Origin of the sequence: Arthrobacter sp. ok362, assembly GCF_900102785.1 — a bacterium.
Classification (GTDB): domain Bacteria; phylum Actinomycetota; class Actinomycetes; order Actinomycetales; family Micrococcaceae; genus Arthrobacter.
On the sequence record NZ_FNGC01000005.1, the window covers coordinates 74,575 to 100,042 of the forward strand.

Below are 25,468 nucleotides of genomic sequence, written 5' to 3' on the forward strand. Positions count from 1 at the left end.
CTCCTATTCATGATCATCGCCTTCCGCTCCGAGGGCCTCGTTTTCGGTCCAGGTCCGCTTGGACCCGGTCAGGACGATGTCCCAGTTGTAGGCCATGGCCCATTCAGGTTTCGTCTGCTCATGGTTGTAGGTGGCCACGAGCCGGTCGCGGGCGTCCTGGTCCACGATCGACTGGTAGATCGGGTCCAGCGGGAACAGCTGGTCTCCCGGGAAGTACATCTGGGTGATGATCCGCTGGGTGAATTCCGAGCCGAACAAGGAGAAATGGATGTGAGCCGGCCGCCAGGCGTTGAGGTGGTTCTTCCACGGGTACGCGCCGGGTTTGATGGTGGTGAAGCGGTAGGTGCCGTCCGGGCCCGTGATACAGCGGCCGACGCCGGTGAAGTTGGGGTCGATGGGCGCCGGGTGCTGATCGCGCTTGTGGATATAGCGGCCGGCGGAGTTGGCCTGCCAGATTTCGACGAGCTGTCCGGCGACGGGGCGTCCGTCGCCGTCGAGCACGCGGCCGGAGACCACGATGCGTTCGCCCAGCGGCTCGCCGTTGTGCGCGATGGTGAGGTCCGACTCGAGCGCGTGGACGTCCATGTGCCCGAACGCCGGAGAGTACAGTTCAATGGTTTCCGGGTCCGCGTGGTGCAGACTCTTCGTGGGGTGGCGCAGGACGCTGCTGCGGTACGGCGCGTAGTCCAGCCGCGGCTGGATCTCGGCCGGGGCACCGCCTTTGAGGGCCCGCGCGTAGGCCTCGCCGATCGCCTTCATTTCGGCGCTGAGTTCCGCCTGCGACTCCGCGGCGGCATCGAGCGGCGCGTACGTCTTTGGTGCGGCCTCCGTGGTCTCGTTGGCCAAGTCCTCGGTGATCGTGTCAGCGTTGAATATCTCAAGGTTGATTTCTTCAGGCACAGCAGCCTCCTTTCGATGGTGTGGTTGTTGTTCGGATGGGGATCAGGGACGACGGGCCAGCTGGTGCAGGTGGTCGTACTGGACGGCGTGCCGCACGGGCGCGTTCGGAGCGCCGTAGCCGTCGTAGGCGCCGCGGCGTTCCACCATTTCGAAAAACACGCTGCCCACCGTGGCCGTGTAGAAATGCAGGAATTCGCCGTCGGCATCACGGTCATAGAGCAAGTTGAGGTCGCGGAGCGTGGCTAGGAACTCCGGCTCCAGCGCGAACCGGGCATCGAGATCCTCGTAGTAGTTCGCCGGGATCTGCAGGAAGTCCAGGCCGCGGTCCCGTGCAGCCCGCGCCGTCGCCACCAGGTCCTCCACCGCGAACGCGATGTGTTCCTGGTAACCGGAGCGGGGGCCGGCAGCTGCGCCCGGCGTGGTCCCTTCCTGCTGGATCAGCGGGGCCAGGTTCAGCACCAGGCGGACGCCCCGGTCCTGCGTAAGCATCACCTGGGACCGGACCAGCCCGGTGGGGCTGGCCACCTCGGCGAACGGCTGCGGTTCCAATGCGAGGGCGCTGGCGTAGAAGAGCACGGCCTCGTCGAAGTGCTGCCACGGCTGCGCGAGGTTGACGTGGTCGATCACGGCGCCCGGGTTCCCGGCCCGGTCCGCCGCCGGGAGGTCCAGGCCGTCGCCGAATTCCCGGGTCCACGCGGCGGTGCCGTCCGGGTTTCCCTGGCACAGGAAGATCTCGGTGGAGTCCGGCGCGGCGAAGCCTTGGAAAATCTCCTCGTTGGCCTGGCTCTTGCGCGGCACGGCCGGGGCCTTGAGCTGCTGGGCGCGGGCGGCGGCGATCACCGGGGAGTCGACGTCGAAGCCAACGGCGGAAATTGCAGCGGAAATGGCGGGCGCGGCGGCTGGCGCCTGCTGGCCCGTGGTACCACCGGCGGACGCGGCGGTCGCTGCTGTGCCGAAGGCGGCCGGTTCCTCGTTGATGATCACGCGGGCCTGGCCCATGGTCCACAATTGCACGTCCTTGGTCCGGTGGCGCCCGTTGAACGCAAACCCCAGCTGGCCGAGCAGGGTTTCCAGGCCGGCGGTGTCCCCTGCGCGGACCTCGGCGAAGTTGAAGCCGGCGGGTTCCGCCACCCGGGGAAGCGTGGCAAGCTCCATGGGGTAGCGGCGCCGGGCCGGGGCGCCGGCCGCCTTGCCTGCGGCAGAGGCCGGATTTGCCTCAAGCCACGCGGCGCTCTGCTCTTCGAGCCAGATCAGCGACCGCATGGCGTCCACAGCTGTGCGTTCGATGTCGGACTGGCGGAAAACGTCGTTGAACACCTCCAGCGACACCGGCCCGGTGTAGCCGGCGCGGACCACGTGGCCCATGAACTTGGCGAGCTCGAACTGGCCCTCGCCCGGAAACACCCGGTAGTGCCTGCTCCAGGACAGCACGTCCATGGACAGCTTGGGGGCATCGGCCACCTGCACGAAGAAGATCTTCTCGGGGTTGAAGGCCTCGATCGGCGCGGTGTCCCAGTCCCGGGAAAGGATGTGGAAGGAGTCCAGGCAGGTGCCCAGGTTGGGGTGGTCCACCGCGTCAACCAGCCGGTGGGCGTGCTCGTAGTCGTTGACGTACTTGCCCCAGGCCAGGGCCTCATAGGCAACCTTGACGCCGTGTTCACCCGCGAGGTCCGCGAGCCGGGAGAGCTGGGCGGCCCGGAGCTCGTCATCGTCGATCGTGGCCGTGCCAACGTTGGAGCAGAGCAGCATGGTGTCCACGCCCAGCCGGGACATGAGCCGGAACTTGGCATCCGCGCGGCGCAGGTTGGCGGCGAGCAAGTCCTCGGGAACGCTGTCGAAGTCGCGGAACGGCTGGTAGAGGTCCAGGTTGAGGCCGAGGTCGGCGGCGAGTTTCCGGACGTCCTCCGGGCTCAGCGGGGACGTCACGAGGTCCTGTTCAAAGATCTCGATCCCGTCGAAGCCGGCCACGGCGCAGGCCTGCATTTTTTCCCGCAGGGTGCCGGCGAGGCAGACGGTGGCGATTCCGGTGCGCATCAGGCGGCCACTTCTTCCGCGGCCACAAGTTCCAGGAAGTGGGAGCGCATGCGGTCGGCGTCGGCCTGGCGCCCGGTGAAGATCCGGAAGGCGTCCGCCGCCTGGCCCACGGCCATCCGGCCGCCGTCGAGCACGTCGCAGCCCTTGGCGCGCGCCTCGCGGACAAGCTCGGTTTCGATTGGCCGGTACACGATGTCGGCCACCCAGTGCCGGGACTCCACGAGGGACATGTCCAGCGGAACGCCCGGGTGGGCGGCCATGCCCACGGGGGTGCAGTGCACCAGACCGTCGGCCCGCGGCATGAGCTGCGGGAGCTCCGCCGTCGTCCGGGCACTGACGGTCCGGTCCGGGAAGAATCCGGCGAGTTCGGCCGCCCGGGCGGCGCAGCGCGCCGCGTCGGTGTCCACGAGGTCCAGCTCGCGGACCCCCGCGGTGAGCAAGGCGTAGGCGACGGCGGAACCGGCGCCGCCGGCACCCAGCTGCACCACGCGGTCCAGGGTGGCGCCGGGGAGCCCGGAGGCCAGCGCCGCCGCGAAGCCGGAAAAGTCGGTGTTGTAGCCGATGAAGCGGCCCTCGCGGATGATCACGGTGTTGACGGCGCCGAGGCGCCGGGCGTCGGCGGAGACCTCGTCGAGGTAGTCGAGCACGAGCTGCTTGCAGGGATGCGTGATGTTCAATCCGTTGAACCCGAGGCTCCGGGCGCCGGCGAGCAGCTCCCCCACGGCCTGGCCCGGCAGGCCCAGTTCGGTGAGGTCGATGGGGCGGTAGAGGTATCGGAGGCCCTGCACGTCGCCTTCGCGTTCGTGCATGTAGGGCGTGAGGGAGGGCATCACGCCGTCTCCCACGAGGCCTACGAGGAAGGACTCTGCTCGATTGCTCATCCGGTTAGCTCCTTTGACAACTGCACTCGGCGGGCGGTGACGCTTGCGGCGTCCGCGGCGGACCGGGTGATGGGGATTACATTACAGGCTTTGTTCACATGTTGCACTATTGTTCGAATGACGAACATATTATGGCGACGGCGGCGCCGGCGGGCTTCCGCCAGCGTTGCCGTCACCGCTGGGGCAGCCTGGCCGACAGCTCCGCGGCCGCCGCCTGGAGCAACGGCACGAGGGCCACCAGGGACTCCATGCTCAGGCGGAACACCGGGACCGCCGTGGCCAGCGAGGCGAAGGCGTGCCCCTGGGCGCTGAGGACCGGGACGGCGACGGCGCGCATGCCGAGCTCGTTTTCCTCGTCCATGGTGGCGAAGCCCTGGCGCCGGACCTGCTCGATTTCCGCCCGGAAAGCGTCGCGGTCCGTGATGGAGAGCGCCGTCAGCGGTTCCAGGGGCAGCTCTTCGACGAGCTGGGCGCGGGTAGCGTCGTCGGCGAACGCCACCAGCGCCTTGCCCACCGAGGTGGTGTGCAGTGCGCCAAGATGCCCGGGGTCGCTCGTGACCCGGAAGGTCTGCGGGCCGTCCACCTTGTTCACCGTCAGGTGGTGGATGCCATCCCGGACGGAGAGGATGGTCGCCTCGCCCGTTTCCTCGGTGACTCGCCGCAGGATGGGCAGGGCCGTACCCGCGAAGCCGTGGTGGTTTGAGACGCGCTGGCCGAGCTGGAAGACCCGCAAGCCCAGGTGGTAGCGGCGGCCGTCGGGCTCGTAGTCCACGAAGCCGTCCCGCGTCAGGGAGCCAAGCAGGCGGTAGGTGGTGCTGAACGGCAGCTCGGCCCGGCGAGAGATTTCCGCGGCACTGGCGCCGCGCGGCTCATCCCCCAGGAGGACCAGCAGGCCCAGGGCCTTGCCCACCATGTCCGTCCGCGAGTCCTCCCGGGCGGCCTTGGCAGGCTTCGAGGGAGCTTCTGCCGGGCGGCCGGAAGCGGCGGGGACATCTGTGTCTTGATTCACACTCATGCATTCATGTTCCCACATAGTGAGAGCTATTTCTAGATGGTGATTATTTTTCTTGACAAGTGACTGCGCTCACAGTCATGCTTGCTACATCGCACAAGTAGCTTCCACCATGTGGCTACTCGTCCGGGTCTTTCCACGGACTTCCGGTTGCACCACACTTGAACAAACGGCAGCCGAGACCTTCCTGATCCATCCGCGACAACGTCGTCACACCAAAGGAACACCATGAGCCACACTGTCCCGTCCACGACGCCGGGTATAACCACAGGAGGGACGCCGAAGAAGGCGGCCCTTGCCAGCTTCCTGGGCAGCGCCGTCGAATACTACGACTTCTTCATCTTCGGCTCCGCAGCGGCGCTGATCTTCCCGCACGTCTTCTTCCCGGACGCGGACACCAACGCGGCCATCATGTCGTTCGCGACTTTCGGTTTCGCCTACGTGGCCCGTCCGGTCGGCGCCGTCATCCTCGGCCACTTCGGCGACAGGGTGGGCCGTCGGAAGGTCCTCATGTTCACGCTGCTGCTGATGGGTGCCTCCACGTTCGTTATCGGCTGCCTTCCGGACTTCAAGACGGTCGGCTGGTGGGCTCCGGCACTGCTGGTGCTGGCACGGCTCTGCCAGGGCCTGTCCGCAGCCGGCGAGCAGGCGGGTGCGTCCTCGATGACGCTTGAGCATGCCCCCGATGGCCGCCGCTCCTTCTTCACTTCCTGGACCCTGACCGGCACGCAGGGCGGCCAGATCCTCGCGGCCCTCGTCTTCATCCCCGTCCTGGCCCTGCCTGACGAGATCAAGTACACCATCGGCTGGCGCATCCCGTTCTGGCTCAGCGCCGTGGTTGTGCTCGTCGCGTTCTTCATCCGCCGTACCCTGCACGAGCCGCCGGCATTCGAGGAAGCCCGGAAGACTGCCCAGATCTCCAAGCTCCCGGTTGCCGACCTCCTCAAGAGCCACTGGCGCGATGTCCTCCGCGTCATCGCCTGCGCGTTCATCGCCGCAGTGTCCACCGTATTCGGCACCCTGGCCATCAGCTACGCCAAGAACGTCGCCGGCGTGGACGGCACCACCACCCTCTGGCTCGTGGTGGGCGCCAACTTCCTGGCCCTGGGCACCCAGCCGCTGTTCGGCATGCTCGCGGACCGGATCGGCCGCAAGCCCGTCTTCATCTACGGCGCACTCTCCAGCGCGGTCCTGACCCCGGTGTTCCTGCTGAGCCTCGAATCTGGCAGCGTCCCGCTGATGTTCCTGGCAGCCATCGCCTTCTTCTCCTTTGGCTACGCGGCAGCAAACGCGGTCTGGCCCTCCTTCTACGCCGAGATGTTCAGCACCAACGTCCGCTTCTCCGGCCTCGCAATCGGCACCCAGCTGGGCTTCCTGATGGCCGGGTTCGCCCCTGCGATCGTCGCGGCCATGGGCGGCATCCAGGCCGGCGGTTGGGTCCAGATCTCCGTCTTCACGGCCGTCATCTGCGCAATCGCCACCATCGCGGCACTGACGGCCAAGGAAACCTTCCGCGTCCCCACCCGGGAGCTCGGCGTTAAGTAACCCCGCCAAGTAACCCCGCCGCGACACTCCCGCCCGGTTGCCCGGGCCGCATCACCGAAAAGCCCGGCGTGTTCACGCGACACGCCGGGCTTCCTGCGTGTCCCGCGCCTGTACGGAAAAGCGACCGGGCAGGAGCGTCGGTCAGTCCTTGCCGGCGCCCAGCACCGCGGCGAGATCGAACTTCACTGGTTCCTCCAGCTGGTCATAGGTGCACGAGCGCGGATCCCGGTCCGGACGCCAGCGCACGAACTGGGTGGTATGGCGGAACCGTTCGCCCTCCATGTGGTCGTACTTCACTTCCACCACGCGCTCGGGCCGGAGCGGGGTGAAGGACAGGTCCTTGCCGCCGCTCCACCGGCTTCCCTCGGCCTTCCGCGGCGTCCGCGCCCCCTCCTCCTGCCGGGCCCAAGCCCAGGGGTGGTCCTCGAAACCGGTGACCAGCTCCTGCAGCTCGGCAAACAGCTCCGTGCGCCGTGCCATCGGGAAGGCGCCCACGACGCCGACATTCGCCAGCACCCCGGCGGCGTCGTAGAGTCCCAGGAGCAGCGAGCCGATCCGGTCGGGACCGGAGGTGTGCACGCGGTATCCGGCGAGCACGCAGTCCGCCGTCCGTTCGTGCTTGACCTTGACCATCGCACGCTTGTCCGGCTGGTAAGTACCCTCCAGCGTCTTGGCCACGATGCCGTCAAGTCCGGCGCCCTCAAACTGCCGGAACCAGCGCTGCGCCGTGTCGCGGTCGGAAGTCGCGGCCGTCAGGTGGACCGGGACCGCGCTGGCTGCGAGTGCGCGTTCGAGCTCCCGCCGGCGCTCGGCGAAGGGTTTGCCCGTGAGGTCCTCGTCGCCCAGCGCCAGCAGGTCGAACGCCACGAAACGCGCCGGGGTCTGTTCCGCGAGCAGCTTCACCCGGCTGGCGGCCGGATGGATGCGCTGCTGGAGCGCTTCGAAGTCGAGCCGGTCCCCGGAGGCCGCCACCAGGATGATCTCGCCGTCCACCACGCAGCGTTCCGGCAGCTCCGTCTTCAGCGCCTCGACGAGCTCGGGGAAGTAGCGCGTCATCGGCTTACCGTTCCGGCTGCCGATCTCCACCTCGTCGCCGTCGCGGAAGATGATGGAGCGGAATCCGTCCCACTTCGGTTCAAAGAGCCAGCCCTTTCCGGGGTCCTGCACCGGCAGGGCTGGGAGTGCTTTGGCCAGCATGGGCGCAATGGGAGGCATCAACGGCAGTCGCATAGCGCCCATTCTTGCGCCGCGGGCACGGCACCGCCAGCCCCGAGGCAGGGTTTCCTCAACGAGGGGTTCCTCGACACGGCCCCGCCCCCACGGTAGACATGGGTGATGGCTACCATCGGGTTCCACGCCTCGCATGAACAGATCAGTCCCGGCCATCTCCTGAAGGACGTGCAATTGGCGGAGCAGGCCGGCTTCGATGCCGCCATGTGCTCGGACCATATTGAACCGTGGTCCGTCCGGCAGGGCCACTCCGGGTTTGCCTGGTCCTGGCTCGGGGCCGCGCTGGCCACCACCGGGCTGCGCTTCGGGGTGGTGACGGCGCCTGGGCAGCGTTACCACCCGGCGATCATCGCGCACGCCTCAGCCACCCTGGCGGACATGTTTCCCGGCCGCTTCTGGATGGCCCCGGGCAGCGGCGAGTACATGAACGAGCACGTCACGGGCGAGGCCTGGCCGCCGAAGGAGACGCGGCAACGCCGGCTGGAGGAGTGCGTTGACATCATCCGCCGGCTCCACGCCGGCGACGTGGTCACGCACCACGGGCTCGTCACCGTGGAGCAAGCCCGGATCTGGGACGTTCCAGAGACCAAACCCCCGCTCATTGCCCCGGCCGTGAGCGTGAAAACAGCGCGCAGGGCGGCGGCCTGGGCGGACGGACTCGTCACCGCGAACCAGCCGCCCGAAAAGCTGAAGGACATGCTGAGGGCCTACCGGGACGCCGGTGGCCGCGGGAACGCTGCCCTCCAGGTCCACCTGTCCTGGGCGCCGACAGAGGCCGAGGCCGTCGCGATCGCCGTCGACCAGTGGCGCACCAACGTCTTTGCGCCGCCGATTCCCTGGGACCTGCCCACGGCGGCCCATTTCGACAGCGTCGGCGCCGGTGTCCAGGAGGACCAGGTGCGGGCGGCCGTCAACGTCTCCGCAGATGCCGGGCAGCACGCCCAATGGCTCGCCTCCTACCTGGACCTCGGATTCGATGAGCTGTACCTGCACTTCGTCGGCCAGGAGCAGGCGCCGTTTATTGACGCCTTCGCCGAACACGTCCTCCCCCAGCTCCGCCCCGCTGGACAAGCCCTGACCGGAACGGACGGTGCGCTGTGAGAATCGCCGAAACCTCTGACCTCTGGTGGAAAAACGCGGTGATCTACTGCCTGGACCCGGAGACATTCTTCGACGGCGACGGTGACGGCACCGGAGACTTCGGCGGGCTGATCCAGCGCGTGGACTATCTTGCCGCGCTCGGAATCACCTGCATCTGGCTCATGCCCTTCTACCCCTCCCCGGACCGGGACGACGGCTACGATGTCACCGACATGTACGGCGTGGACCCCCGGCTCGGGAGCCTGGGGGATCTGGTGGAATTCATCCGCACCGCCAACGACCGCGGCATCCGGGTGATCGCGGACTTTGTCATCAACCACACCTCCGACCGGCACCCGTGGTTCGTCCAGGCCCGGAAGTCCGTGGACAACCCCTACCGCGACTACTACGTCTGGCGAAAGGACACGCCGCCGGACACCTCGGACCAGGTGGTGTTCCCAGGCGAGGAAACGTCCATCTGGAACCAGGATAAGGCCACCGGTGAGTGGTACCTGCACATGTTCGCCAAACACCAGCCGGACTTGAACGTGATGAATGCCAAGGTGCGGGACGAGATCGCGAAGTCGATGGGATTCTGGCTGCAGCTGGGCCTGGACGGCTTCCGGCTGGACGCGGTGCCCTTCTTCCTGGAGTTGCTCGGCGAACCCAAGGACGAGGCCGCGAAAATCGACCCGCACCAGTACCTGAGCGCCCTGCGCAGCTTCCTCGACCGGCGCCACGGCAGTGCCGTGCTGCTGGGCGAGGTCAACCTCCCCTACAAAGAACAGCTGAAGTACTTCGGCGGCCCGCCCGGCAACGAGCTGAACATGCAGTTTGATTTCCTCTCGATGCAGAACATGTACCTGTCGCTGGCCCGGCAGGACGCCCGGCCGCTCGCCCGGACGCTCAGCAGCCGCCCGAAGATCAATCCTGACAACCAATGGGCCATGTTCGTCCGGAACCACGACGAACTTACGCTGGACAAACTCAGTGATGCCGAACGCGAGGAGGTCTTCGCAGCCTTCGGCCCTGATCCCGACATGCAGATGTACGGCCGCGGACTGCGGCGGCGGCTGCCCACCATGCTCGGCGGCGACCCGGCCAGGATCCGCATGGTCTACTCCCTGATGTTCTCGCTGCCGGGCACCCCGGTGCTCTTCTACGGCGAAGAGATCGGGATGGGCGAAGACCTGCGGGCGAAAGGCCGCTCGGCCGTCCGCTCCCCCATGCAGTGGGACGACGCCGGGAACGGCGGCTTCTCCACCGCCCCGCCCGGGGACCTCGTGGCCCAGCCCGTGGACGGACCCTTCGGGCCAGCGCATATCAACGCCGCGGCCGCGAAACGGGATCCCGACTCGCTGTGGAACTTCATCGCGACGCTGATCCAGCGCTACCGGGAATGTCCCGAGCTCGGCTGGGGCAGGTTCGAACTCATCAAGCACGCCTCGCCGGCGATACTGCTGCACCGCTGCACGTGGGACGGCTCCACGGTGATTATCGCTCACAACTTCGGCGCCGAACCGGCGTCTGTCACGGCCGCGGCGGCAGCGCCGGAGGAGGAGGGCGAGGAAGGCGGGCCAGATGGTCCGGACGGGAAGGGCGGTGCGGGGCGTTCGTACGCCGGGGCCGTGCTCCGGGACCTGCTCGGCGGCGAGGACATCCCGCTTTCCGACGACGGCGCTTTCGAACTCCCGCTGGACCGCTACGGGTACCGGTGGTTCCGGGTCCAGCACCCGGGGGAACGCCGACTCCCCTGAGGGCGTCCGCCGAATGTGCGGCCGCGGCATGAAGGGAACCGGTAACCGCGGCGCCGTCGAAAACTAACCGGCCCCTTACCGTGCTGAAACGCGGACGCAACATTGGCGCAGGACACTGGAAGTGCCGGCAAGAGCAGGCACCCACTCCAGTCCGGGAGGCCCCGCCATGTTGAAGGAAGCGAAAACCCATGTCACCCGTATCCGCGCCCTCGACCAGTTGCACCGCGGCGATGAGATCGAGGCGCGCCTGCGCGTGGGCCCGAACTACGACGACGTCGTGGTCCGCCGCGGCAGCGTCCAGGAAACGGCCCCCGGAATCGGCGTCGTCTGGATCATGGACCGCCAAACCGGCATGCGCAAAGCCATCGATGCGGACGAATGCACGCTCTGGCGGGTCGCCTGACGCGTCAGCCGCCGGCCACTGACTGGATGATGAGGACCTCCTGGCCCGGTGCCACGGCAGTCACCAGGCCCTGCAGCCGCCGGATTTCATTCCCGTTGACGTATATATTCACGTAACGGCGAACGGCTCCCGTCTCGTCCCGCAACCGCCGCGACAACGCCGGATAGTCCCCGGTCACCGCGTTCAGCAGCCACTCCACCGTCACCGATGCCTCCGCGGGCGCAGTCAGGATGGACTGCCCGCCGGCCAGCGGTTGGAGGACGCTCGGCAGGACCACACTGATCGCCGAGTCCGCCGGCATGGCGCCGCCGCTGATCATGGCGCTGTTCATGGGATTTGTCATCCCTTCACGGCCGCGCCGGGAGCAGGGCCGCGGAAACCACCGCTGCCCGCACGCACAGCACATCCGGCAGGTGCGAGGCCACTTCGGTGAAGTGTTCCCCCTCGTCAGCGCTGGCGTAGACACTGCCGCCCCGCGTCCCGAAGTAGACGCCCGCGGGCTCCGCGCCATCGACGCTGGCGGCATCGCGCAGCACGGCGTTGTACTCGGCGTCCGGGAGCCCGGCGTCGAGCCGTTTCCAGCTGGCGCCGGCGTCATCCGTCCGGTGCACGGCCAGCTTCCCGTCCGGCGGAATTCGTTCGCCGTCAGCCTTCAGGGGGATCACCCAGGCCGTACCGGCCCGGCGCGGATGCGTCAGCATCACAAAACCGAAGTCCGCGGGCAGCCCCTCGGCGATCGACTCCCACGATTCGGCGTCGTCGTCGCTGCGGTACACGCCGTGGTGGTTTTGGGCGTACAGGCGGCCGTCGACGGCGGCGTCGGCCGCGATCTTGTGGACACACTGGCCGAATTCCGGGTTGGGATCCGGCATGAAGTAGGCGGAAATCCCCTTGTTGCGGGGCTCCCAGGAGGTGCCGCCGTCGAGCGAGCGGTAGACCCCTCCCGTGCTCATGGCGACGTGGACTTTCTCGCCCGTGGGGTCAACGACGATCGAGTGCGCCGCGGCGCCGCCATAGCCGGCGCCCCATTCGCTGCGGTGCGGATGGTCCCAGAGGCCGCGGTTGAGTTCGAAGTGCTCACCGCCGTCGGTCGATTTCCAGACGGAGATCGGTTCGCAGCCCGCCCACACGACGCCCGGGCGGGAGTCGGCGTCGGGGTGGATCTGCCAGATCCGTTCCAAGGCGGCGTCGGTGCCGTCGGGGAACGTGATGGCGCCGTTTTCGGGTTCGTTCCAGGTTTCGCCCAGGTCATCGGAGTGGAAAACCGTGGGACCCCAGTGCTCGGAGCGGACGCCCACCATGATCCGGGTCCTGCCATCCCGGGTATCGATCCCGATGCTGGGCACCTCACTCATCAGAAAATGCGGTCCTGACAGGGACCAGTCCCTTCGGTCCGGGCTGGTCGCCAGCCAAAGGCCCTTCTTGGTCCCGATCGCCAGGACATAACTCTCTGCATTTGCCATGCGTCCCATGCAACCATCCCCGCCGGAAGGCCGCAATGGTTTTCTACCGGCGCCGCCGGTATGCGCTACCGCGCCGGCGGCATCCGTATCAGTCGACGAACTCCGACTGCGTCTCGATGAAGTCCCAGTCCGTAGCCGTCAATACTGCGGCGCCGCCGGCGGACGATTCAGCGGAACGGGGGCCGCCGGCGGCGGCGATCCCCTGCTGCACGGCCTCGGGCAGTTCGATGGTCCGGAGGTTTTCCCGAAGCCATTCCTTGCTCGCCAAATCCAGATCCAACCACCACATGTAGATCTCCACGGTGGCCACCTCCTCCTGTGTTCTTCAACCGTAGGCCCCGTCCGCGGGCTGTTCAAGGGACTCCGCGGCAATCGGCGTCAGCACCGCCCGAGCTGCGGGAAGGGGAAGTAAGCCCCTGTTCAGGGCGGCACCGCGGCGCCAGAATGAAGTATGTCTGACGACTCCGCCAACGGCCCGGCGCCCCTCGTGGTGGGCGTGGTTCCGGGACAGCATCCCGAGGTGCTGCGGGTGGCGGCATCCCTTGCGAAGACCTTAGCCGCGCCCATGATCTGCGCCTACGTGGATGAGGCAAGCTACCTCGTGGAGTGGGATCCGACGCGGTCCGCGCACCGCCTGTCGCTGCATCCGGACGCGGACGACGCCCGGATCCGCGCGACCACCCAGGAGTTGCGTTCGATCATGGAGGCACGCTGCGCAAGCCTGGGGATCGACTGCACGCTGCGCACCCTGGCCGGGGACCCGGCCCGGGCGATCGGCAGGCTGGCCGCGGACGCCAACGCGTGCATGATCGTGGTGGGGACCCCCGAACGCGGCATCGGCCACCGCATTACCGCGGCGCTCAACGGCTCCGTGGCGGCGTGGCTGAGCCATCATCAGGAGCGTCCGATCCTGATCGTTCCGGCGGTCGCTCCGGCGGGTAGAAAATAAAGCGAAAGTACTTATTCGGAGCGCTGGTGTTATCCCACTACCGCCGAGTAAGCTCGATGTGTAGGCCGGACGAACCGCCTACCCCATAGCTGCTCCGGAGTGCGTATCCCCCAATAACGCACTCCGGAGCTCTTTAATTTGCACAACGTTCCAGATTCAGCGCCAGCCCGCACCGCCACCCCGCACGGAGGCTTGAAAGATACCCCTAGGGGGTATAGGTTGAGTGCATGAGCGAGTCAGAACTTCCCGGCACGGCGAGCCTGGACCCCGCGAGCTTGGACACGGCGCCCCTCGAGCAGCACGGCTACACCGCCAACAAGGATGCCTACCTTCGCCGGCTCAAGCGGATCGAAGGGCAGGTCCGCGGCATCGCCCGAATGGTTGACGAGGACAAATACTGCATCGACATCCTCACCCAGGTCGCCGCCGTCACCAAGGCCCTGCATGCCGTGAGCCTGGGGCTCGTCGAGGAACACATCGGGCACTGCGTGGTCGGCGCCGCCGCCGAGCCGGATCCGGAGCTTCGGGCCGAGGCCATCGATTTCAAAGTCAAGGAAGCCACCGATGCCATCGGACGCCTCCTGCGCTAGGACCTGCACCACCCACCACACCACCGGGCCGGGGAACCACCACCTGCCCAGCGACAAGGAGCACGCCATGGCCACCGTTTCCACCACCGTCAACGTTTCCGGCATGACCTGCGGCCACTGCGTGTCCTCCGTCAGTGAAGAACTTGAGGCGCTCTCCGGCGTCGAAAAGGTCGACGTCGATCTCAAGGCCGGGGGCATCTCCACCGTCACGATCACCTCCAACGAAACACTCTCGTCCTCCGAGATCGGCGAGGCAGTCGCGGAGGCCGGCTACCTCGTGGTCGCCAGCGAAGCCTAAGTGACGTTCGCGGCGGGCGCAGACGCCGGCCAACGGCAGACGCCGTCGGACGGCACCAAGCTAATCGACCGGGAAAAGAAGGGCGCAGTGAGCAGCGAGCAGTTGTTGGACCAGGCCGAAAGCCGCGTCATTGACCTCGATATCGAGGGCATGACCTGCGCCTCCTGCGTCAATCGGCTCGAGCGCAGGCTCGGAAAGCTCGACGGCGTCGAGGCCAGCGTCAACTTGCCCCTCGAGTCGGCCCGTGTCAGCGTCCCGGCGGACATTACCGACGACCAAATCACCGCCACGGTCGCGGCCGCTGGCTATAAGGCCACGATCCGGTCCCCCAGGTACCCGGGCACACCGGTTGAGCCTGCAGAACTCCCGGCCAGCACCGGGGTTCCGGCCGGCTCGGCCGCGCCCTCGCTCCGCCCGCGGCTCGTCGCGGCAGCCGCCCTCACCGTGCCGGTGTTCGCGATCTCGATGATCCCGGCGCTGCAGTTCCCGAACTGGGGGTGGGCGGCCGCTGTCCTGGCGTTGCCGGTGGTCACTTGGGCGGCGTGGCCTTTTCACCGTGCCGCGGCCGCCAACGCCCGGCACCTGGCCTCGACCATGGACACCCTGGTGTCAATCGGCGTGATTGCAGCCTATGCGTTCTCGGCCGGCCAACTCCTTGCCGACCCGCGCATGACCGAACACCCGGCAGCCGAGGGCATGGGCTCCGGCGGCCTGTATTTCGAGGTCGCATCCGTGGTCACCACGTTCCTGCTGCTCGGCCGCTATCTGGAGGCCAATGCCAAACGCAAGGCAGGCGACGCCCTCAGGGCCCTGCTGGACTTGGGGGCAAAAGACGCGACGGTCCTGCGCGACGGCACCGAGCACAAGATTCCGGCCGATCAGCTGGCCGTCGGAGACGTGATCGTGGTCCGCCCCGGCGAGAAGATCGCCACCGACGGCGTGGTCTTCGACGGCTCCTCGGCCGTGGACGCCTCCCTCGTGACCGGCGAATCCGTGCCGGTGGAAGTCGGCCCGGACAGCCAGGTCACCGGGGCCACCATCAACACCTCCGGCCGGCTCCTGGTCCGCGCCACCCGCGTCGGATCCGAAACCACCCTGGCCCAGATGGGCCGCCTCGTCTCTGCGGCGCAGACCGGGAAAGCCCCGATCGCCCGACTCGCAGACCGCATCAGCGCCGTCTTCGTACCGGTCGTCCTGGCCATCGCCACCCTCACCTTCGGGGCCTGGCTGATGGCGGCCGGACCGGCCGTGAGTCCCGAGGAAGTCCGGGCCGCCTTCACCGCCGCCGTGGCCGTGCTGGTCATCGCCTGCCCCTGCGCCCTGGGGCTGGCCACGCCGGTGGGCCTGCTCACGGGAACCGGCCGCGGCGCCCAGCTCGGCATCCTGATCAAGGGGCCGCAGGTCCTCGAGGACACCCGGACGGTGGACACGATCCTGCTGGACAAGACCGGGACCGTCACCACCGGCCGGCTTGCCGTGGACGGCATCCAGGGCTTCGGACCGTACAGTGAAGCCGAGGTCCTGCGCCTCGCGGGGGCCGTGGAAAACGCCTCCGAGCACCCCATCGCCCGGGCCATCGCCACTGCGGCATTGGCCGCGGAGCGCTTGAACAGCGACGGCGCCGGCCACCCCGCCGTCGCCGGCTTCCGTTCCGCGCCCGGCGGCGGCGTTCAGGGCACCGTGGACGGCCGGCTCGTAGCCGCGGGGCGCACCGGCTGGCTGCTGGAGCTCGGCATCGCCCCGGCACCGGCACAGCGGGAGGCGCTGGCCGCTGCCGAAGACGCGGGCGCCACGGCCATCTGGGTTGCCGTTGACGGCGAAACCGCCGGCATCATCCGCCTGCGGGACACCGTCAAGCCCGGCTCCGCAGCCGCGGTCACCCGGCTCCGGGAACTTGGGCTCCGGCCGATCCTGCTGACCGGTGACAACACCGCCGTGGCCGCGCAGGTGGCGGCCGCCGTCGGGATCAGCCCGGACGACGTCTTCGCGGGTGTGCTCCCGGAGGGCAAGGTCGGGGCCGTGCGGAAGCTGCAAGCGGCGGGCGCCATTGTGGCGGTGGCCGGGGACGGGGTCAACGACGCCGCGGCGCTGGCGCAGGCGGACCTGGGCATCGCGATGGGCTCCGGCACCGACGTCGCAATCGAGGCTGCCGATCTAACGGTGATGGGCAACGACCTCGGGCAGGTGGCGCAGGCGATCGAGCTCTCCCGCCGGACGCTCGGCACCATCAAGACCAACCTATTCTGGGCGTTCTTCTACAACGCCGTGGGCATTCCGGTGGCAGCCCTGGGCCTGCTCAACCCGATGATTGCCGGCGCCGCGATGGCCGCCAGCTCGGTGCTGGTGGTGGCCAACTCGCTTCGGCTGCGCAGCTTCGGCAGCTAAGCCGGCATTCGCCCGGGCGCCGCTGCCTCAGGCGGGCGCCGCTGGCTCAGGCCGCGCCGTAGCGGACGGCAGCCCGGGCTTTGGCCTTAGCGGCTTCCTCCCCGCGGTCCTTTGCCGGGGCGTGGGTCACCAGGGAGTCGAGCAGGTGCTGCGTCGCGTGGGCAATCTCATGCACAGCCTGGTTGAAGGCCTCTTCGTTGGCCTTGGAAGGCTTGGTGCTCCCACTGATCTTGCGCACGTATTGCAGCGCCGCAGCCTCCACCTCGGCGGTGGTCGCGTGGGGCTCAAAATTGTGGAGGGTCCGGATGTTTCGGCACATATCTCCATGCTAAATGCCTTCGGGCCAGGGAACGAGGGCCCTGGCCCGAATGCTGGCACCCGGCAGGCGGGCCTGCGAGGGCTGAGGTGGGTGGCGGCTTACGGCACGGGCTCGCAGTCGTTCGCGTGATCCAGCGCTGCCGCGCCGGTGCCGGCCGGGGCGCGGAGCTCGTCCAGCCGGACCAGCACCACGCCCCCGACGATCAGCAGCCCGCCCAGGAGCTGGATGGATCCGGGCAGTTCGCCGAGCAGCAGCCACGCCCAGATGACGGCGAACAGCACCTCGGTGAGCGAGACAAAGGACGCGACTTTCGAGCCCAGCGCCCGCGCGGCGACAATTCCGGACACGTACGCCACCACCGTGGCCAGGACCACGAGGCCGCCCAGGGCCACCCACCACGGGGTCACCCAGGGTCCGAGGCGGGTGTCGGCGGTGCTGAAGGCCATCGGCAGCAGCCCGGTTGCCGCGGTCAGCCACATGACGATCGCGCCCACCATGAGCCCGCCGGAGGCCAGGACGATGGGCGGGAGGGTGTCGTTTTCCTTGGCCGTGATGAAGAAGTAGATGGCGAGGCAGACGGCGGCCGCGATCCCCCACAGCACGCCGATGAGGTCGACCTTCACGGCTCCCGTGAGGTCCAGGACCAGGACCAGCCCGCCGAGGGACAGGAGCGTGCCGGCAATGGTCAGTGGCCGCGGCCGTTTCCGGCTGACGGCCCACAGCCAGAGCACGATCAGGACCGGCGCGAGGTACTCCAGCAGCAGGGCGACGCCGACCGACAGCCGGGACACGGCGTTGAAGTAAAACAGCTGGCAGGCGGCGACGCCGATGAATCCGAACAACACGACGGTCAGCCAATTGTCCCGGAGCTGGTGCCACCGCCCGCGCAGGGCGAAAATGGCGGGGACGGCCAGAATCAGGGCCGCGCCCGTGAGCCGGGCCGTGACGGCCGCGCCGGGTGTCCACCCCGTTTCCAGGAGCGCCTTGGCGAATGACCCGGAGAGCCCGAACACCGCGGACGAAAACAGGGCGACCCCCAGGCCCGAGGCCATGAAGCCCGATGCCGCGCCGGCCCGCTGGGCCCCCTGCGCTGCTCCTTGGCTCGCGCCCCGCGTGGCGCTGCCCGGTTCGGAGGCGGGCCGGTGGGCGGCAAGGTCTCGTACCGGGGCGGCGGCGGGGCGGTGGGGGGCAGACACGGCAATCTCCTGTCAGGAGTAAAGTAGGGTTATGGTCATGACATTACGCCCGGACGAGGTAAGGAGTCAAGATGGTTTTTGCCCCTGACACGGAAGTTGCCCTGCGCTCTGTGGTCAACCTCATCAACACCTCCGCCAACGGCGAGGAGCATTTGGCCACCGCGAAAGATCTGGACGACTTCCTGGACGCCGAGGGCTTCACCGGTTCCCGGATCCGGGACGAGGCCGAGCTGGCAAGCGTGCGGCACCTGCGCAGCGAGCTCGCCGAGCTCTGGCTGGCGGACGAGGCCACTGCCGCGGAGACCGTGAACCGGCTGCTCCGGGAGGCCCGGGCGCTGCCCCAGCTGGTCAAGCACGATCCTTGGGACTGGCACCTGCACGCCACCACCCCGGAGGCCCCGCTGGCCGACCGGATGAGTACGGAGGCGGCCATGGCGATCGTTGACGTGATCCGCAGTAAGGAAACGGACCGTCTGCTGGTCTGCGCCGCGGACGACTGCGACGCCGTCGTGCTGGATCTGAGCCGCAACCGCTCGAAGCGCTACTGCGACACGGGAAACTGCGCCAACCGCGCGCACGTGGCCGCGTACCGGGCCCGGAAAGCCGCGTCCTGACGGCGACGGCCCGGGCTGTGGCCCTCGCTGCTAAGCCTGCGGCGGTAGGCCTGCGGTGTTAGGCCTGCGGGCCGCCGTCACGGGAATCGCCGGGGCCGGCCTCGGGGCGGGGCTGCGCTGACGGGCCGCCGTGGCCGGAGGACGGGCGCTTGGAACTGAGGTTGACGCCGGAGCCCTTGCCCAGGTCCGCGGGGTTGTCCTTGTGGCTCATCGCGAGCATGGCGGCCACCACCAGGATCACAATGAAGGCGATCCCGGCGCCGGTCAGCGCGAGGTCGAACCGGGGTGAGCGGGCGCTGCCGCCCGAGGCGAAGATCAGGACGCCGAAGAACACCACCACGGCCCAGAACGCCGAGAACATGAGCGGTCCCTTGACCGAGGTCCGCAGGCTGCGGGGCGCTCCGGGTTTCTGCTGTGCCAAGGTGTTTTCCTCCTGCAGCCCGCGCGGGGAAGCGTGGCTGTCTTGTTACCGCAATTGTTCTACGCCGGGTAGAACCTGTCCGTACTAGTTTACGGCCTCCACGGAATCGCCCGGAGCATCATGCCGCAGGGTCAGGCCGGACAGCATCCACAGGACGCCGCCGATGATGGCCCCGCCGCCCGCAACACCGAGGAGCGCGTGCGCGCCGAGGCCGATGAAGAACGGCAGCGCGATTGCAGTGCCCAGCCCGATCACGCCGGAGGCGATCCAGTCGCGGGCCAGCACGGACCGTCCGCGGGCGAGGACGCCCGCGACCAGCTCCGCGGCGCCGGCCACGCCCAGGCCCACGGCCGCGATCGTTCCGAAGACGAGTGGGGCCGGGATCAGGGCTACGGCCGCGCCGGCTCCGGCCAGGGCTGCTCCGCCGGCGGAGAGGATCCTGCCGGCGCCTTCCCGGGGGCGGAGCCCGGTCTTGGGCACGGTCCAGAGCATCGCCACACCGGTGGCCAGCAGATAGAGGCCGCCGGCCCAGCCCATGCCGGCCTCGGACGGCGCGGCCCAGAACACGGTGACCGCACCAAACACGAGCGCAACGGCCGCCCTGACGAGCACGGGCTTCCAGAGGTCGGCCGCGGCGCGGATGGCAGGGGTCGCGTCAGGCGCTGCGGGAAGAGTCACCCGTCCAGTTTAGTGCGAACTCAGCGGGCGCCGAGGACCATCCACTTCTCCGTCCGGGCCCGGAGGCCGAGCGTCAGCGCGCGCGCCGCCATGTAGCCCAGGGAGAAGGCGGCCCACAGCCAGAGCAATCCCGCCCCGGCACTGGCGCCGGAATACCCCACGGCCAGCAGCAGCGGTAAGTAGGCCGCGAGATTGACGACGCCGGCGATCGCCAGATAGCGGGCGTCGCCCGCGCCGATCAGGACGCCGTCGAGGACGAAGACGTAACCGGCCAGCGGCTGCCCGGCGGCGAGCACCCAAAGGGCGAGCGTCAGCGCCCCCCGGACTTCGGCGTCGGACGTGAAGAGGGCGCCTGCCCACGGCGCCGCCGCAGCCAGGACGATCCCGGTCAGGACGCCGAAGCCGAGCCCCCACCGCGTCATGGTGCGCGTCAGCGCGCGTGCCGTCACCGGCCGGCCCGCGCCGAGTTCCTTGCCGATCAGGGCCTGGGCCGCGATCGCAAGGGCGTCCAGCGCGAAGGCGAAGAACGTGAAGATAGTCATGGCCAGCTGGTGTGCGGCGAGATTGACGGGACCTTGGGCGGTGGCCACAACCACCGTGGCGAGAATCGCGATTCGAAGGCTGAGCGTGCGCAGCATCAGCCAGGAGCCCACCCTGGTCAGGGCCCGGATGCCGCGCCAGTGCGGCCATAGGGGCACCCCGTTGTTGCGGGCGTTGCGCCCGACGATCAGCACATAGACGCCCGCCATGGCCCACTGTGCGATGCTCGTGCCCACGGCCGAGCCGGTCACGGACCAGCCCAGTCCGTAGACGAGGACCAGGTTCAGCGCGATGTTCAACGTGAAACCGGCGGCGGCGACGAATAGCGGGGTCCGGGTGTCCTGGAGTCCGCGCAGCACTCCGGTGCCCGCGAAGATGAGCAGCATCGCCACGAGGCCGGGCATGGACCCGCGCAGGTAGTCCACGGCAAACCCACGCACCTCACCGCGGGCGCCCATCACTTCGAGGAGCGGCCCGGCGGCCAGGAACCCGGCTACCGCCAGGACGAGTCCCAGCAGGAGCGCCAGCCAGACGCCGTCGCGTCCTGCGGCGAGGGCTTTCGCAAGCTGGCCGTTGCCAATTGCCCGCGCCACTGCCGGCGTCGTGGAGTATGCGAGGAACACCATGAGTCCCACTGCCGTGTGAAGGACCGCCGATGCCAGCCCCACGCCGGCCAGCTCGGCCACGCCGAGATGGCCCACGATTGCCGAATCCGCGAGCAGGAACAGCGGCTCGGCGATCAGCGCGCCGAAGGCCGGCACGGCCAGGCGCAGGATCTCCCGCCGGTGCCCTGTAGACGGCGGCAGGGTCGTGGACAGCGGAGGGGAAGGATGCACGGCTTAACCCTAGCCGGGCCCATGAATCGACACCGCACGTCTTTTAGTTGACATTTCAACTAATTTTCGGGAAGACTTGATCTTGAACGCAATCGAAGTCGCGGCGGCAAACAGCCACGACGCCTCCTATTTACGAAACGGTATTTCCCATGAACCAGCCCGCACTGACCACCTCCGCCCGAACCGTCCTGCGCGTCATCGCGGGCTTCTTGTTCGCTGCCCACGGCTGGCAGAAGTTCTACGAGTTCACCATCCCCGGCACCCAGGCCGCCTTCACCCAGATGGGCGTTCCGGCGGCACAAGTCGCTGCCCCGGTGATCGCGACCCTCGAACTGGTCGGCGGTATCGCCCTGATCCTGGGCGTCCTGACCCGCGTGTTCGCCGTTCTCCTCGCCGTGGACATGCTCGGCGCCCTGTTCCTCGTCCACGCCTCCGCTGGAGTGTTCGCCGCTACCGGCGGCTACGAACTCGTCCTGATCCTTGCTGCCGCCGCCCTGGCCGTGGCCCTGGTCGGGGCGGGCAAAGTCTCCGTGGACAAGGTGCTCTTCAGCGGCGCCAACTCGAAGCTCCGCGTCCTGGCCTAAGGCATTCACGGCATACAGCGCGCGACGGCGGGCGGTCACCTCCTGGTGGCCGCCCGCCGTCGCATGTCATCGGGTTATGGCGTCCCGGACAGCGATTGTGTCGCAGGCCCGCGGCTCCTGCCGGGCCTTTCAGTAAACTCGCAGCATGAGCGAGAACGCGCCCAATTCCGTGACCCTGCGCTTCCTCGCGGCCCCCACCGATGTCGGCCACAGCGGCTCGGTCGACGCCGGCACCGTGCTCGAGTGGGTGGACAAGGCGGCCTATGCCGCCGCCGTCGGCTGGGCAAAGTCCTACTGCGTGACGGCCTACGTGGGGAACATCCACTTCGCGGACCCGGTCAACAGCGGCGACATGGTGGAGGTCGAGGCCACGATCGTCTACACCGGGCGGTCCTCGATGCATATCCGCACCGTGGTGTCCTCAAGCGATCCCAAGGGCGGACCGGCCACCATGCGCAGCCAGTGCATCGTGATCTTTGTGGCCGTGGGCGCGGACGGCAAGCCCATCCCGGTGCCGCAGTTTGAACCCGTGACGCCGGAAGAAATCGATCAGCGGGACGACGCGCTGGCCCGGATCAAGGTCCGCGAGGACATCGTCCACGCCATGAGCGGACAGGAATACACCGACGCCGGCACGGCAGAGCGCGTGGTGCTGCGGTTCATGGCGGCGCCCACGGACGTGAACTGGGGCGGCAAGGTCCACGGCGGCATCGTCATGAAGTGGATCGACGAGGCCGCCTACGTCTGCGCCTCCCGCTACTGCGGGAAGGACACCGTGGCGGTCTTCTCCGGCGGTGTGCGGTTCTACCGGCCGCTGCTGATCGGCCACGTCGTGGAGGTGGAGGCCCGGCTGGTCTACACGGGCACGAAGGGCATGCACATTGCCGTCCATGTCCGGTCCGGAGATCCCAAGGGGCGCGAGCTGAACCTCACCACCTATTGCCTGACGGTCATGGTCGCCCGCGACGAGGCCGGCACCTCAGTCCCGATTCCGCAGTGGGTCCCGGTCTCCGGCGAAGACGTCCGGCTCCACGCCCATGCTCGCGAACTGCTGGAAATCCGCGGCCGGGCGCCGGGCAACCGGCTGCCCAACCACCTGCTTGCGGCAGGCGAAATCTAGGGCCGGCTAGAAGCCGCCGCCACCGCCGGCGTCGGCCGCCATGTTGGCAAACCGCGAGTAGTGGCCCTGGAAGGCCACCACAATGTCCTTTGTGGGACCGTTACGGTGCTTGGCGATCAGGATGTCCGCCTCGCCGGCGCGCGGGGACTCCTTGTCATAGACGTCTTCGCGGTGCAGCAGGATCACCATGTCGGCATCCTGCTCGATGGAGCCGGATTCGCGCAGGTCCGAGACCATGGGGCGCTTGTCCTGGCGCTGCTCGGAGCCACGGTTCAGCTGCGACAGAGCGATCACGGGCACCTGGAGTTCCTTGGCCAGGAGCTTCAGGGCGCGGGAGAACTCGGAGACTTCCTGCTGGCGGGATTCCACCTTCTTGCCAGAGCTCATGAGCTGCAGGTAGTCCAGGATCACCAGCTTGAGGTCGTGCTGCTGCTTCAGGCGCCGGCATTTGGCACGGATTTCCATCAGCGACATATTGGGGCTGTCATCGATGAACAGCGGGGCATCGTTCATGCGGCCCATGGTGGTGGCGATCTTGGACCACTGCTCGTCTTTAATGGTGCCCTTGCGGAGGTCCTGGAGACCGATGGTGGCCTCGGCGGACAGCAGGCGCATGGCGATCTCGTTGCGGCCCATTTCGAGCGAAAACATGACGGTCGCGAGGTTGTTCTTGATGGCGGCCGAGCGGGCGAAGTCCAGCGCGAACGTGGACTTGCCGACGGCGGGGCGGGCGGCGATGACGATCATCTGGCCCGGATGCAGGCCGTGGGTCAGTTCATCGAGCTCATAGAAGCCGGTGGGGACGCCCACCATGCCCTCGCCGCGGTGGCCCGAGGCCTCGATCTCGTCAACGGTGGATTCCATGACGTCCTTGAGGACCACATAGTCCTCGGCGGTCCGGCGTTCGGCGACGGCGTAGACCTCGGCCTGGGCCTGGTTGACCAGGTCTTCGACCTCGCCGTCCTGTCCGTAGCCGAGCTGGACAATCTTGGTGCCGGCATTGACAAGGCGGCGCAGGACCGCGCGTTCGCCCACGATTTCGGCGTAGTAGCCGGCGTTGGCGGCCGTGGGGACGGTCTGGATGAGTTCGTGCAGGTAGGCGGGTCCGCCGATCCTGTTGATTTCGCCGCGCTTGGTCAGCTCGTCCGAGACCGTCACGGCGTCCGCGGGCTCGCCCCGGCCGTAGAGGTCGATGATTGCCTCGTAGATGGTTTCGTGGGCCGGACGGTAGAAGTCCTGGCCACGAAGGATCTCGACGACGTCGGCGATGGCGTCCTTGGACAGCATCATGCCGCCCAGGACTGACTGCTCCGCGGGGATGTCCTGCGGGGGCTTGCGGCTGCCCTCGCCTCCCCGCGTACCCTCGACTGAGTCCAGATGCGTAACTGACAAAACTGCCGTCCTTCATTGTGTGCCGTGGCGGATGTCCGTTCGCCGCGGCGCGTAAGCCCAGTGCCTTAATGCCCTGTGCCTTAGAATCCTGCGTCTTAATGCCCAGTGCCTGAGTGCCCAGTGCCCTGTTGCTCAACCGCCGTGTGGCCCAGCCGCCGTGTGGCCCACCTGCAGTGATGCCCAGCGGCAGTGATGCCCAGCGGAAATACCCGGCACATGCCGGCCGCTCAATTTTTATCAGTGAGCTCCGACAGTTCTCGCCGGTCCGGCGCACCGCTGTTATCCACAGCGTTGGTGCGGCCGCATGCCACCGGGATCCGGGGGCGGGGTCCTGGTTGGCACCACCCGGCGACCGCAGGTTTTCCGCTTCCCAGGCCCGATATCCTGCAACGTTATCCGCCGATCGGGCAGGCACCAACCCGGCCTCCCCGCTCCCCTGTGGATAAGCTGTGCACTAGTGCCTGGTGCTTGTGCACAGTCTGTGGGTATACCTGTGGATAGAAAAAAAGTTAAGCCCGTAATCCGCACTTGACCTGCGGAAACATTGGATTCATCTTGTGGACACAAAACATTTTCCGCCAACCTTCATCCACAGCCTGCACCTTGCGGCTGGGGAATACATTGTGGCGCCGGAGGCCACATTCGCCGCCCAATGTGCACATTTTGTGACCGGACTCATGCCCCCGGGCCGAATTGACGCCGGCCGCGGCGCACTGTAGGAGAGGTGCGGAACATGCTGTGGATAAACCGCAATCTGGCATAAGCTCTAAACATGGGCGATGTACTGGTAGTCATGTTGCCTGCCCTCATACTGACGGCGGTGCTGTGGGCGGCGACCACGGCCCTGAAGCCGCGGAATTTCGGCATCTCCGAGGCCGAGCGCTATCAGCGAGAACTGGCGGTAAAGTCCCAGGCCCACTACGCGGCGCAGGTCCAGGCTGCAGAGGCCGCCCGTGCCCGGATCGAAGCGACCACGCGCCCCAGCCAGAACTCACAGCAGCAGTCGCAACAGGCCGACCACGCCCGCTCCGCCCTGCTGACCCGGGGCGGCTCCGCCCCCGCAGGGGCCCGCCGCGGCCACGAGGACGCGCTGCTCGCCGTCGGACACCTAAGCCCCCAGCTCCTCTTGGAACTGCAGTCGCTGGCCCGCGGCGGTCACAAGCTCAAGGCCATGCGGCTGCTGCGGGAGTCGACCCACTCGGACTTCAAGACCGCCAAGAATTACGTAGATCGGCTGTAGC

Annotated in this window: 26 protein-coding genes; 12 read left to right on the forward strand and 14 right to left on the reverse strand. The window is 68.0% G+C overall.

Going from position 1 to position 25,468, the window contains the following annotated elements; genetic code table 11:
- Positions 1–3 precede the first annotated feature (3 nt).
- From pcaH to BLQ10_RS08325, 4 genes are all read right to left on the reverse strand, one after another.
- Positions 4–846, reverse strand: a complete 843-nt coding sequence (gene pcaH / locus BLQ10_RS08310) for a protocatechuate 3,4-dioxygenase subunit beta (RefSeq protein ID WP_175558537.1) — start codon at positions 844–846, stop codon at positions 4–6.
- A 96-nt stretch (positions 847–942) separates the two neighbouring features.
- The gene (locus BLQ10_RS08315; RefSeq protein WP_091560623.1) at positions 943–2,934 is read right to left on the reverse strand and encodes a sugar phosphate isomerase/epimerase and 4-hydroxyphenylpyruvate domain-containing protein; all 1,992 of its coding nucleotides are present in this window, start codon (positions 2,932–2,934) and stop codon (positions 943–945) included.
- On the reverse strand, positions 2,934–3,815 hold the full coding sequence (locus BLQ10_RS08320; RefSeq protein ID WP_091560625.1) for a shikimate dehydrogenase: 882 nt from the start codon (positions 3,813–3,815) through the stop codon (positions 2,934–2,936). The genes BLQ10_RS08315 and BLQ10_RS08320 overlap by 1 nt, the downstream gene beginning before the upstream one ends.
- A 172-nt stretch (positions 3,816–3,987) precedes the next feature.
- Entirely contained in the window at positions 3,988–4,830 is an 843-nt protein-coding gene (locus tag BLQ10_RS08325) for an IclR family transcriptional regulator (protein ID WP_175558529.1), read from the reverse strand.
- 225 nt (positions 4,831–5,055) lie between these two features.
- Here BLQ10_RS08325 and BLQ10_RS08330 point away from each other — a divergent pair, with 225 nt between their 5' ends.
- Entirely contained in the window at positions 5,056–6,372 is a 1,317-nt protein-coding gene (locus BLQ10_RS08330) for an MFS transporter (RefSeq protein WP_091560628.1), read from the forward strand.
- 141 nt (positions 6,373–6,513) lie between these two features.
- Here the strand turns inward: BLQ10_RS08330 and BLQ10_RS08335 are convergent, their stop codons facing one another.
- Positions 6,514–7,602, reverse strand: coding sequence for an ATP-dependent DNA ligase (locus BLQ10_RS08335; protein ID WP_091560630.1), 1,089 nt, complete (start codon positions 7,600–7,602; stop codon positions 6,514–6,516).
- A gap of 105 nt (positions 7,603–7,707) precedes the next feature.
- Here BLQ10_RS08335 and BLQ10_RS08340 point away from each other — a divergent pair, with 105 nt between their 5' ends.
- From BLQ10_RS08340 to BLQ10_RS08350, 3 genes are all read left to right on the forward strand, one after another.
- Positions 7,708–8,703 carry a TIGR03885 family FMN-dependent LLM class oxidoreductase gene (locus tag BLQ10_RS08340; RefSeq protein WP_091560632.1) on the forward strand — a complete coding sequence of 332 codons (996 nt, stop codon included), beginning with the start codon at positions 7,708–7,710 and terminating at the stop codon, positions 8,701–8,703.
- Positions 8,700–10,439 carry an alpha-amylase family protein gene (locus BLQ10_RS08345; protein WP_091560634.1) on the forward strand — a complete coding sequence of 580 codons (1,740 nt, stop codon included), beginning with the start codon at positions 8,700–8,702 and terminating at the stop codon, positions 10,437–10,439. Before BLQ10_RS08340 ends, BLQ10_RS08345 begins: the two co-directional genes overlap by 4 nt.
- A gap of 166 nt (positions 10,440–10,605) precedes the next feature.
- Complete coding sequence (locus BLQ10_RS08350) at positions 10,606–10,842, forward strand: hypothetical protein (RefSeq protein WP_091560637.1); 237 nt, start codon at positions 10,606–10,608, stop codon at positions 10,840–10,842.
- A gap of 4 nt (positions 10,843–10,846) precedes the next feature.
- On the opposite strand, the gene BLQ10_RS08355 is transcribed toward BLQ10_RS08350, so the two are convergent.
- From BLQ10_RS08355 to BLQ10_RS08365, 3 genes are all read right to left on the reverse strand, one after another.
- Positions 10,847–11,173, reverse strand: coding sequence for a MoaD/ThiS family protein (locus tag BLQ10_RS08355; RefSeq protein WP_254785473.1), 327 nt, complete (start codon positions 11,171–11,173; stop codon positions 10,847–10,849).
- Between the two features lie 16 nt (positions 11,174–11,189).
- Positions 11,190–12,314, reverse strand: coding sequence for a WD40/YVTN/BNR-like repeat-containing protein (locus BLQ10_RS08360; protein WP_091560640.1), 1,125 nt, complete (start codon positions 12,312–12,314; stop codon positions 11,190–11,192).
- Between the two features lie 79 nt (positions 12,315–12,393).
- Positions 12,394–12,606 (reverse strand): hypothetical protein, encoded by a 213-nt coding sequence (locus BLQ10_RS08365; protein WP_091561015.1) that lies wholly within the window; start codon positions 12,604–12,606, stop codon positions 12,394–12,396.
- Positions 12,607–12,756: 150 nt separating this feature from the next.
- Between BLQ10_RS08365 and BLQ10_RS08370 the strand changes: the two genes are divergently transcribed.
- The 4 genes from BLQ10_RS08370 to BLQ10_RS08385 all read left to right on the forward strand — a co-directional run bounded on the left by BLQ10_RS08370 (position 12,757) and on the right by BLQ10_RS08385 (position 16,527).
- Entirely contained in the window at positions 12,757–13,254 is a 498-nt protein-coding gene (locus BLQ10_RS08370) for a universal stress protein (protein ID WP_091560642.1), read from the forward strand.
- Between the two features lie 227 nt (positions 13,255–13,481).
- A complete protein-coding gene (locus BLQ10_RS08375) occupies positions 13,482–13,844 on the forward strand; it encodes a metal-sensitive transcriptional regulator (RefSeq protein WP_091560644.1) in 363 nt (120 codons plus the stop codon).
- 67 nt (positions 13,845–13,911) lie between these two features.
- Positions 13,912–14,142 carry a heavy-metal-associated domain-containing protein gene (locus BLQ10_RS08380; RefSeq protein ID WP_091561021.1) on the forward strand — a complete coding sequence of 77 codons (231 nt, stop codon included), beginning with the start codon at positions 13,912–13,914 and terminating at the stop codon, positions 14,140–14,142.
- Between the two features lie 87 nt (positions 14,143–14,229).
- Positions 14,230–16,527 carry a heavy metal translocating P-type ATPase gene (locus BLQ10_RS08385; protein WP_091561018.1) on the forward strand — a complete coding sequence of 766 codons (2,298 nt, stop codon included), beginning with the start codon at positions 14,230–14,232 and terminating at the stop codon, positions 16,525–16,527.
- A gap of 46 nt (positions 16,528–16,573) precedes the next feature.
- Here the strand turns inward: BLQ10_RS08385 and BLQ10_RS08390 are convergent, their stop codons facing one another.
- Positions 16,574–16,846, reverse strand: coding sequence for a DUF2277 domain-containing protein (locus BLQ10_RS08390; RefSeq protein WP_091560646.1), 273 nt, complete (start codon positions 16,844–16,846; stop codon positions 16,574–16,576).
- Between the two features lie 98 nt (positions 16,847–16,944).
- Entirely contained in the window at positions 16,945–17,898 is a 954-nt protein-coding gene (locus BLQ10_RS08395) for an EamA family transporter (RefSeq protein ID WP_091561023.1), read from the reverse strand.
- A 215-nt stretch (positions 17,899–18,113) separates the two neighbouring features.
- Between BLQ10_RS08395 and BLQ10_RS08400 the strand changes: the two genes are divergently transcribed.
- Positions 18,114–18,656 carry a CGNR zinc finger domain-containing protein gene (locus tag BLQ10_RS08400; protein ID WP_091560648.1) on the forward strand — a complete coding sequence of 181 codons (543 nt, stop codon included), beginning with the start codon at positions 18,114–18,116 and terminating at the stop codon, positions 18,654–18,656.
- 58 nt (positions 18,657–18,714) lie between these two features.
- On the opposite strand, the gene BLQ10_RS08405 is transcribed toward BLQ10_RS08400, so the two are convergent.
- The 3 genes from BLQ10_RS08405 to BLQ10_RS08415 form a co-directional block, all read right to left on the reverse strand.
- Positions 18,715–19,077: a hypothetical protein gene (locus BLQ10_RS08405; RefSeq protein WP_091560651.1), complete on the reverse strand. Its 363-nt coding sequence runs from the start codon at positions 19,075–19,077 to the stop codon at positions 18,715–18,717.
- Between the two features lie 84 nt (positions 19,078–19,161).
- Positions 19,162–19,755 (reverse strand): hypothetical protein, encoded by a 594-nt coding sequence (locus BLQ10_RS08410; protein ID WP_091560654.1) that lies wholly within the window; start codon positions 19,753–19,755, stop codon positions 19,162–19,164.
- A gap of 20 nt (positions 19,756–19,775) precedes the next feature.
- Complete coding sequence (locus BLQ10_RS08415) at positions 19,776–21,131, reverse strand: MATE family efflux transporter (protein WP_175558530.1); 1,356 nt, start codon at positions 21,129–21,131, stop codon at positions 19,776–19,778.
- 149 nt (positions 21,132–21,280) lie between these two features.
- Here BLQ10_RS08415 and BLQ10_RS08420 point away from each other — a divergent pair, with 149 nt between their 5' ends.
- Both BLQ10_RS08420 and BLQ10_RS08425 read left to right on the forward strand, forming a co-directional pair.
- Complete coding sequence (locus BLQ10_RS08420; protein ID WP_091560657.1) at positions 21,281–21,715, forward strand: DoxX family protein; 435 nt, start codon at positions 21,281–21,283, stop codon at positions 21,713–21,715.
- A 145-nt stretch (positions 21,716–21,860) separates the two neighbouring features.
- Positions 21,861–22,835 carry an acyl-CoA thioesterase gene (locus BLQ10_RS08425; RefSeq protein ID WP_091560658.1) on the forward strand — a complete coding sequence of 325 codons (975 nt, stop codon included), beginning with the start codon at positions 21,861–21,863 and terminating at the stop codon, positions 22,833–22,835.
- 6 nt (positions 22,836–22,841) lie between these two features.
- On the opposite strand, the gene dnaB is transcribed toward BLQ10_RS08425, so the two are convergent.
- Positions 22,842–24,227: a replicative DNA helicase gene (dnaB, locus tag BLQ10_RS08430; protein ID WP_091560661.1), complete on the reverse strand. Its 1,386-nt coding sequence runs from the start codon at positions 24,225–24,227 to the stop codon at positions 22,842–22,844.
- Positions 24,228–24,999: 772 nt separating this feature from the next.
- On the opposite strand from dnaB, the gene BLQ10_RS08435 reads away from it, so the two are divergent.
- Positions 25,000–25,467 carry a hypothetical protein gene (locus BLQ10_RS08435; protein WP_091560662.1) on the forward strand — a complete coding sequence of 156 codons (468 nt, stop codon included), beginning with the start codon at positions 25,000–25,002 and terminating at the stop codon, positions 25,465–25,467.
- Position 25,468 lies beyond the last annotated feature (1 nt).

What these genes read in the sequence shown, in the direction of transcription:
- BLQ10_RS08315 (WP_091560623.1), bottom strand. Translation starts at nt 2,934, where the DNA reads ATGCGCACCGGAATCGCCACCGTCTGCCTCGCCGGCACCCTGCGGGAA.
- BLQ10_RS08320 (WP_091560625.1), bottom strand. Translation starts at nt 3,815, where the DNA reads ATGAGCAATCGAGCAGAGTCCTTCCTCGTAGGCCTCGTGGGAGACGGC.
- BLQ10_RS08325 (WP_175558529.1), bottom strand. Translation starts at nt 4,830, where the DNA reads ATGAGTGTGAATCAAGACACAGATGTCCCCGCCGCTTCCGGCCGCCCG.
- BLQ10_RS08330 (WP_091560628.1), top strand. Translation starts at nt 5,056, where the DNA reads ATGAGCCACACTGTCCCGTCCACGACGCCGGGTATAACCACAGGAGGG.
- BLQ10_RS08335 (WP_091560630.1), bottom strand. Translation starts at nt 7,602, where the DNA reads ATGCGACTGCCGTTGATGCCTCCCATTGCGCCCATGCTGGCCAAAGCA.
- BLQ10_RS08340 (WP_091560632.1), top strand. Translation starts at nt 7,708, where the DNA reads ATGGCTACCATCGGGTTCCACGCCTCGCATGAACAGATCAGTCCCGGC.
- BLQ10_RS08350 (WP_091560637.1), top strand. Translation starts at nt 10,606, where the DNA reads ATGTTGAAGGAAGCGAAAACCCATGTCACCCGTATCCGCGCCCTCGAC.
- BLQ10_RS08355 (WP_254785473.1), bottom strand. Translation starts at nt 11,173, where the DNA reads ATGAACAGCGCCATGATCAGCGGCGGCGCCATGCCGGCGGACTCGGCG.
- BLQ10_RS08360 (WP_091560640.1), bottom strand. Translation starts at nt 12,314, where the DNA reads ATGGGACGCATGGCAAATGCAGAGAGTTATGTCCTGGCGATCGGGACC.
- BLQ10_RS08370 (WP_091560642.1), top strand. Translation starts at nt 12,757, where the DNA reads ATGTCTGACGACTCCGCCAACGGCCCGGCGCCCCTCGTGGTGGGCGTG.
- BLQ10_RS08375 (WP_091560644.1), top strand. Translation starts at nt 13,482, where the DNA reads ATGAGCGAGTCAGAACTTCCCGGCACGGCGAGCCTGGACCCCGCGAGC.
- BLQ10_RS08380 (WP_091561021.1), top strand. Translation starts at nt 13,912, where the DNA reads ATGGCCACCGTTTCCACCACCGTCAACGTTTCCGGCATGACCTGCGGC.
- BLQ10_RS08390 (WP_091560646.1), bottom strand. Translation starts at nt 16,846, where the DNA reads ATGTGCCGAAACATCCGGACCCTCCACAATTTTGAGCCCCACGCGACC.
- BLQ10_RS08395 (WP_091561023.1), bottom strand. Translation starts at nt 17,898, where the DNA reads ATGGCCTCGGGCCTGGGGGTCGCCCTGTTTTCGTCCGCGGTGTTCGGG.
- BLQ10_RS08400 (WP_091560648.1), top strand. Translation starts at nt 18,114, where the DNA reads ATGGTTTTTGCCCCTGACACGGAAGTTGCCCTGCGCTCTGTGGTCAAC.
- BLQ10_RS08420 (WP_091560657.1), top strand. Translation starts at nt 21,281, where the DNA reads ATGAACCAGCCCGCACTGACCACCTCCGCCCGAACCGTCCTGCGCGTC.
- BLQ10_RS08425 (WP_091560658.1), top strand. Translation starts at nt 21,861, where the DNA reads ATGAGCGAGAACGCGCCCAATTCCGTGACCCTGCGCTTCCTCGCGGCC.
- BLQ10_RS08435 (WP_091560662.1), top strand. Translation starts at nt 25,000, where the DNA reads ATGGGCGATGTACTGGTAGTCATGTTGCCTGCCCTCATACTGACGGCG.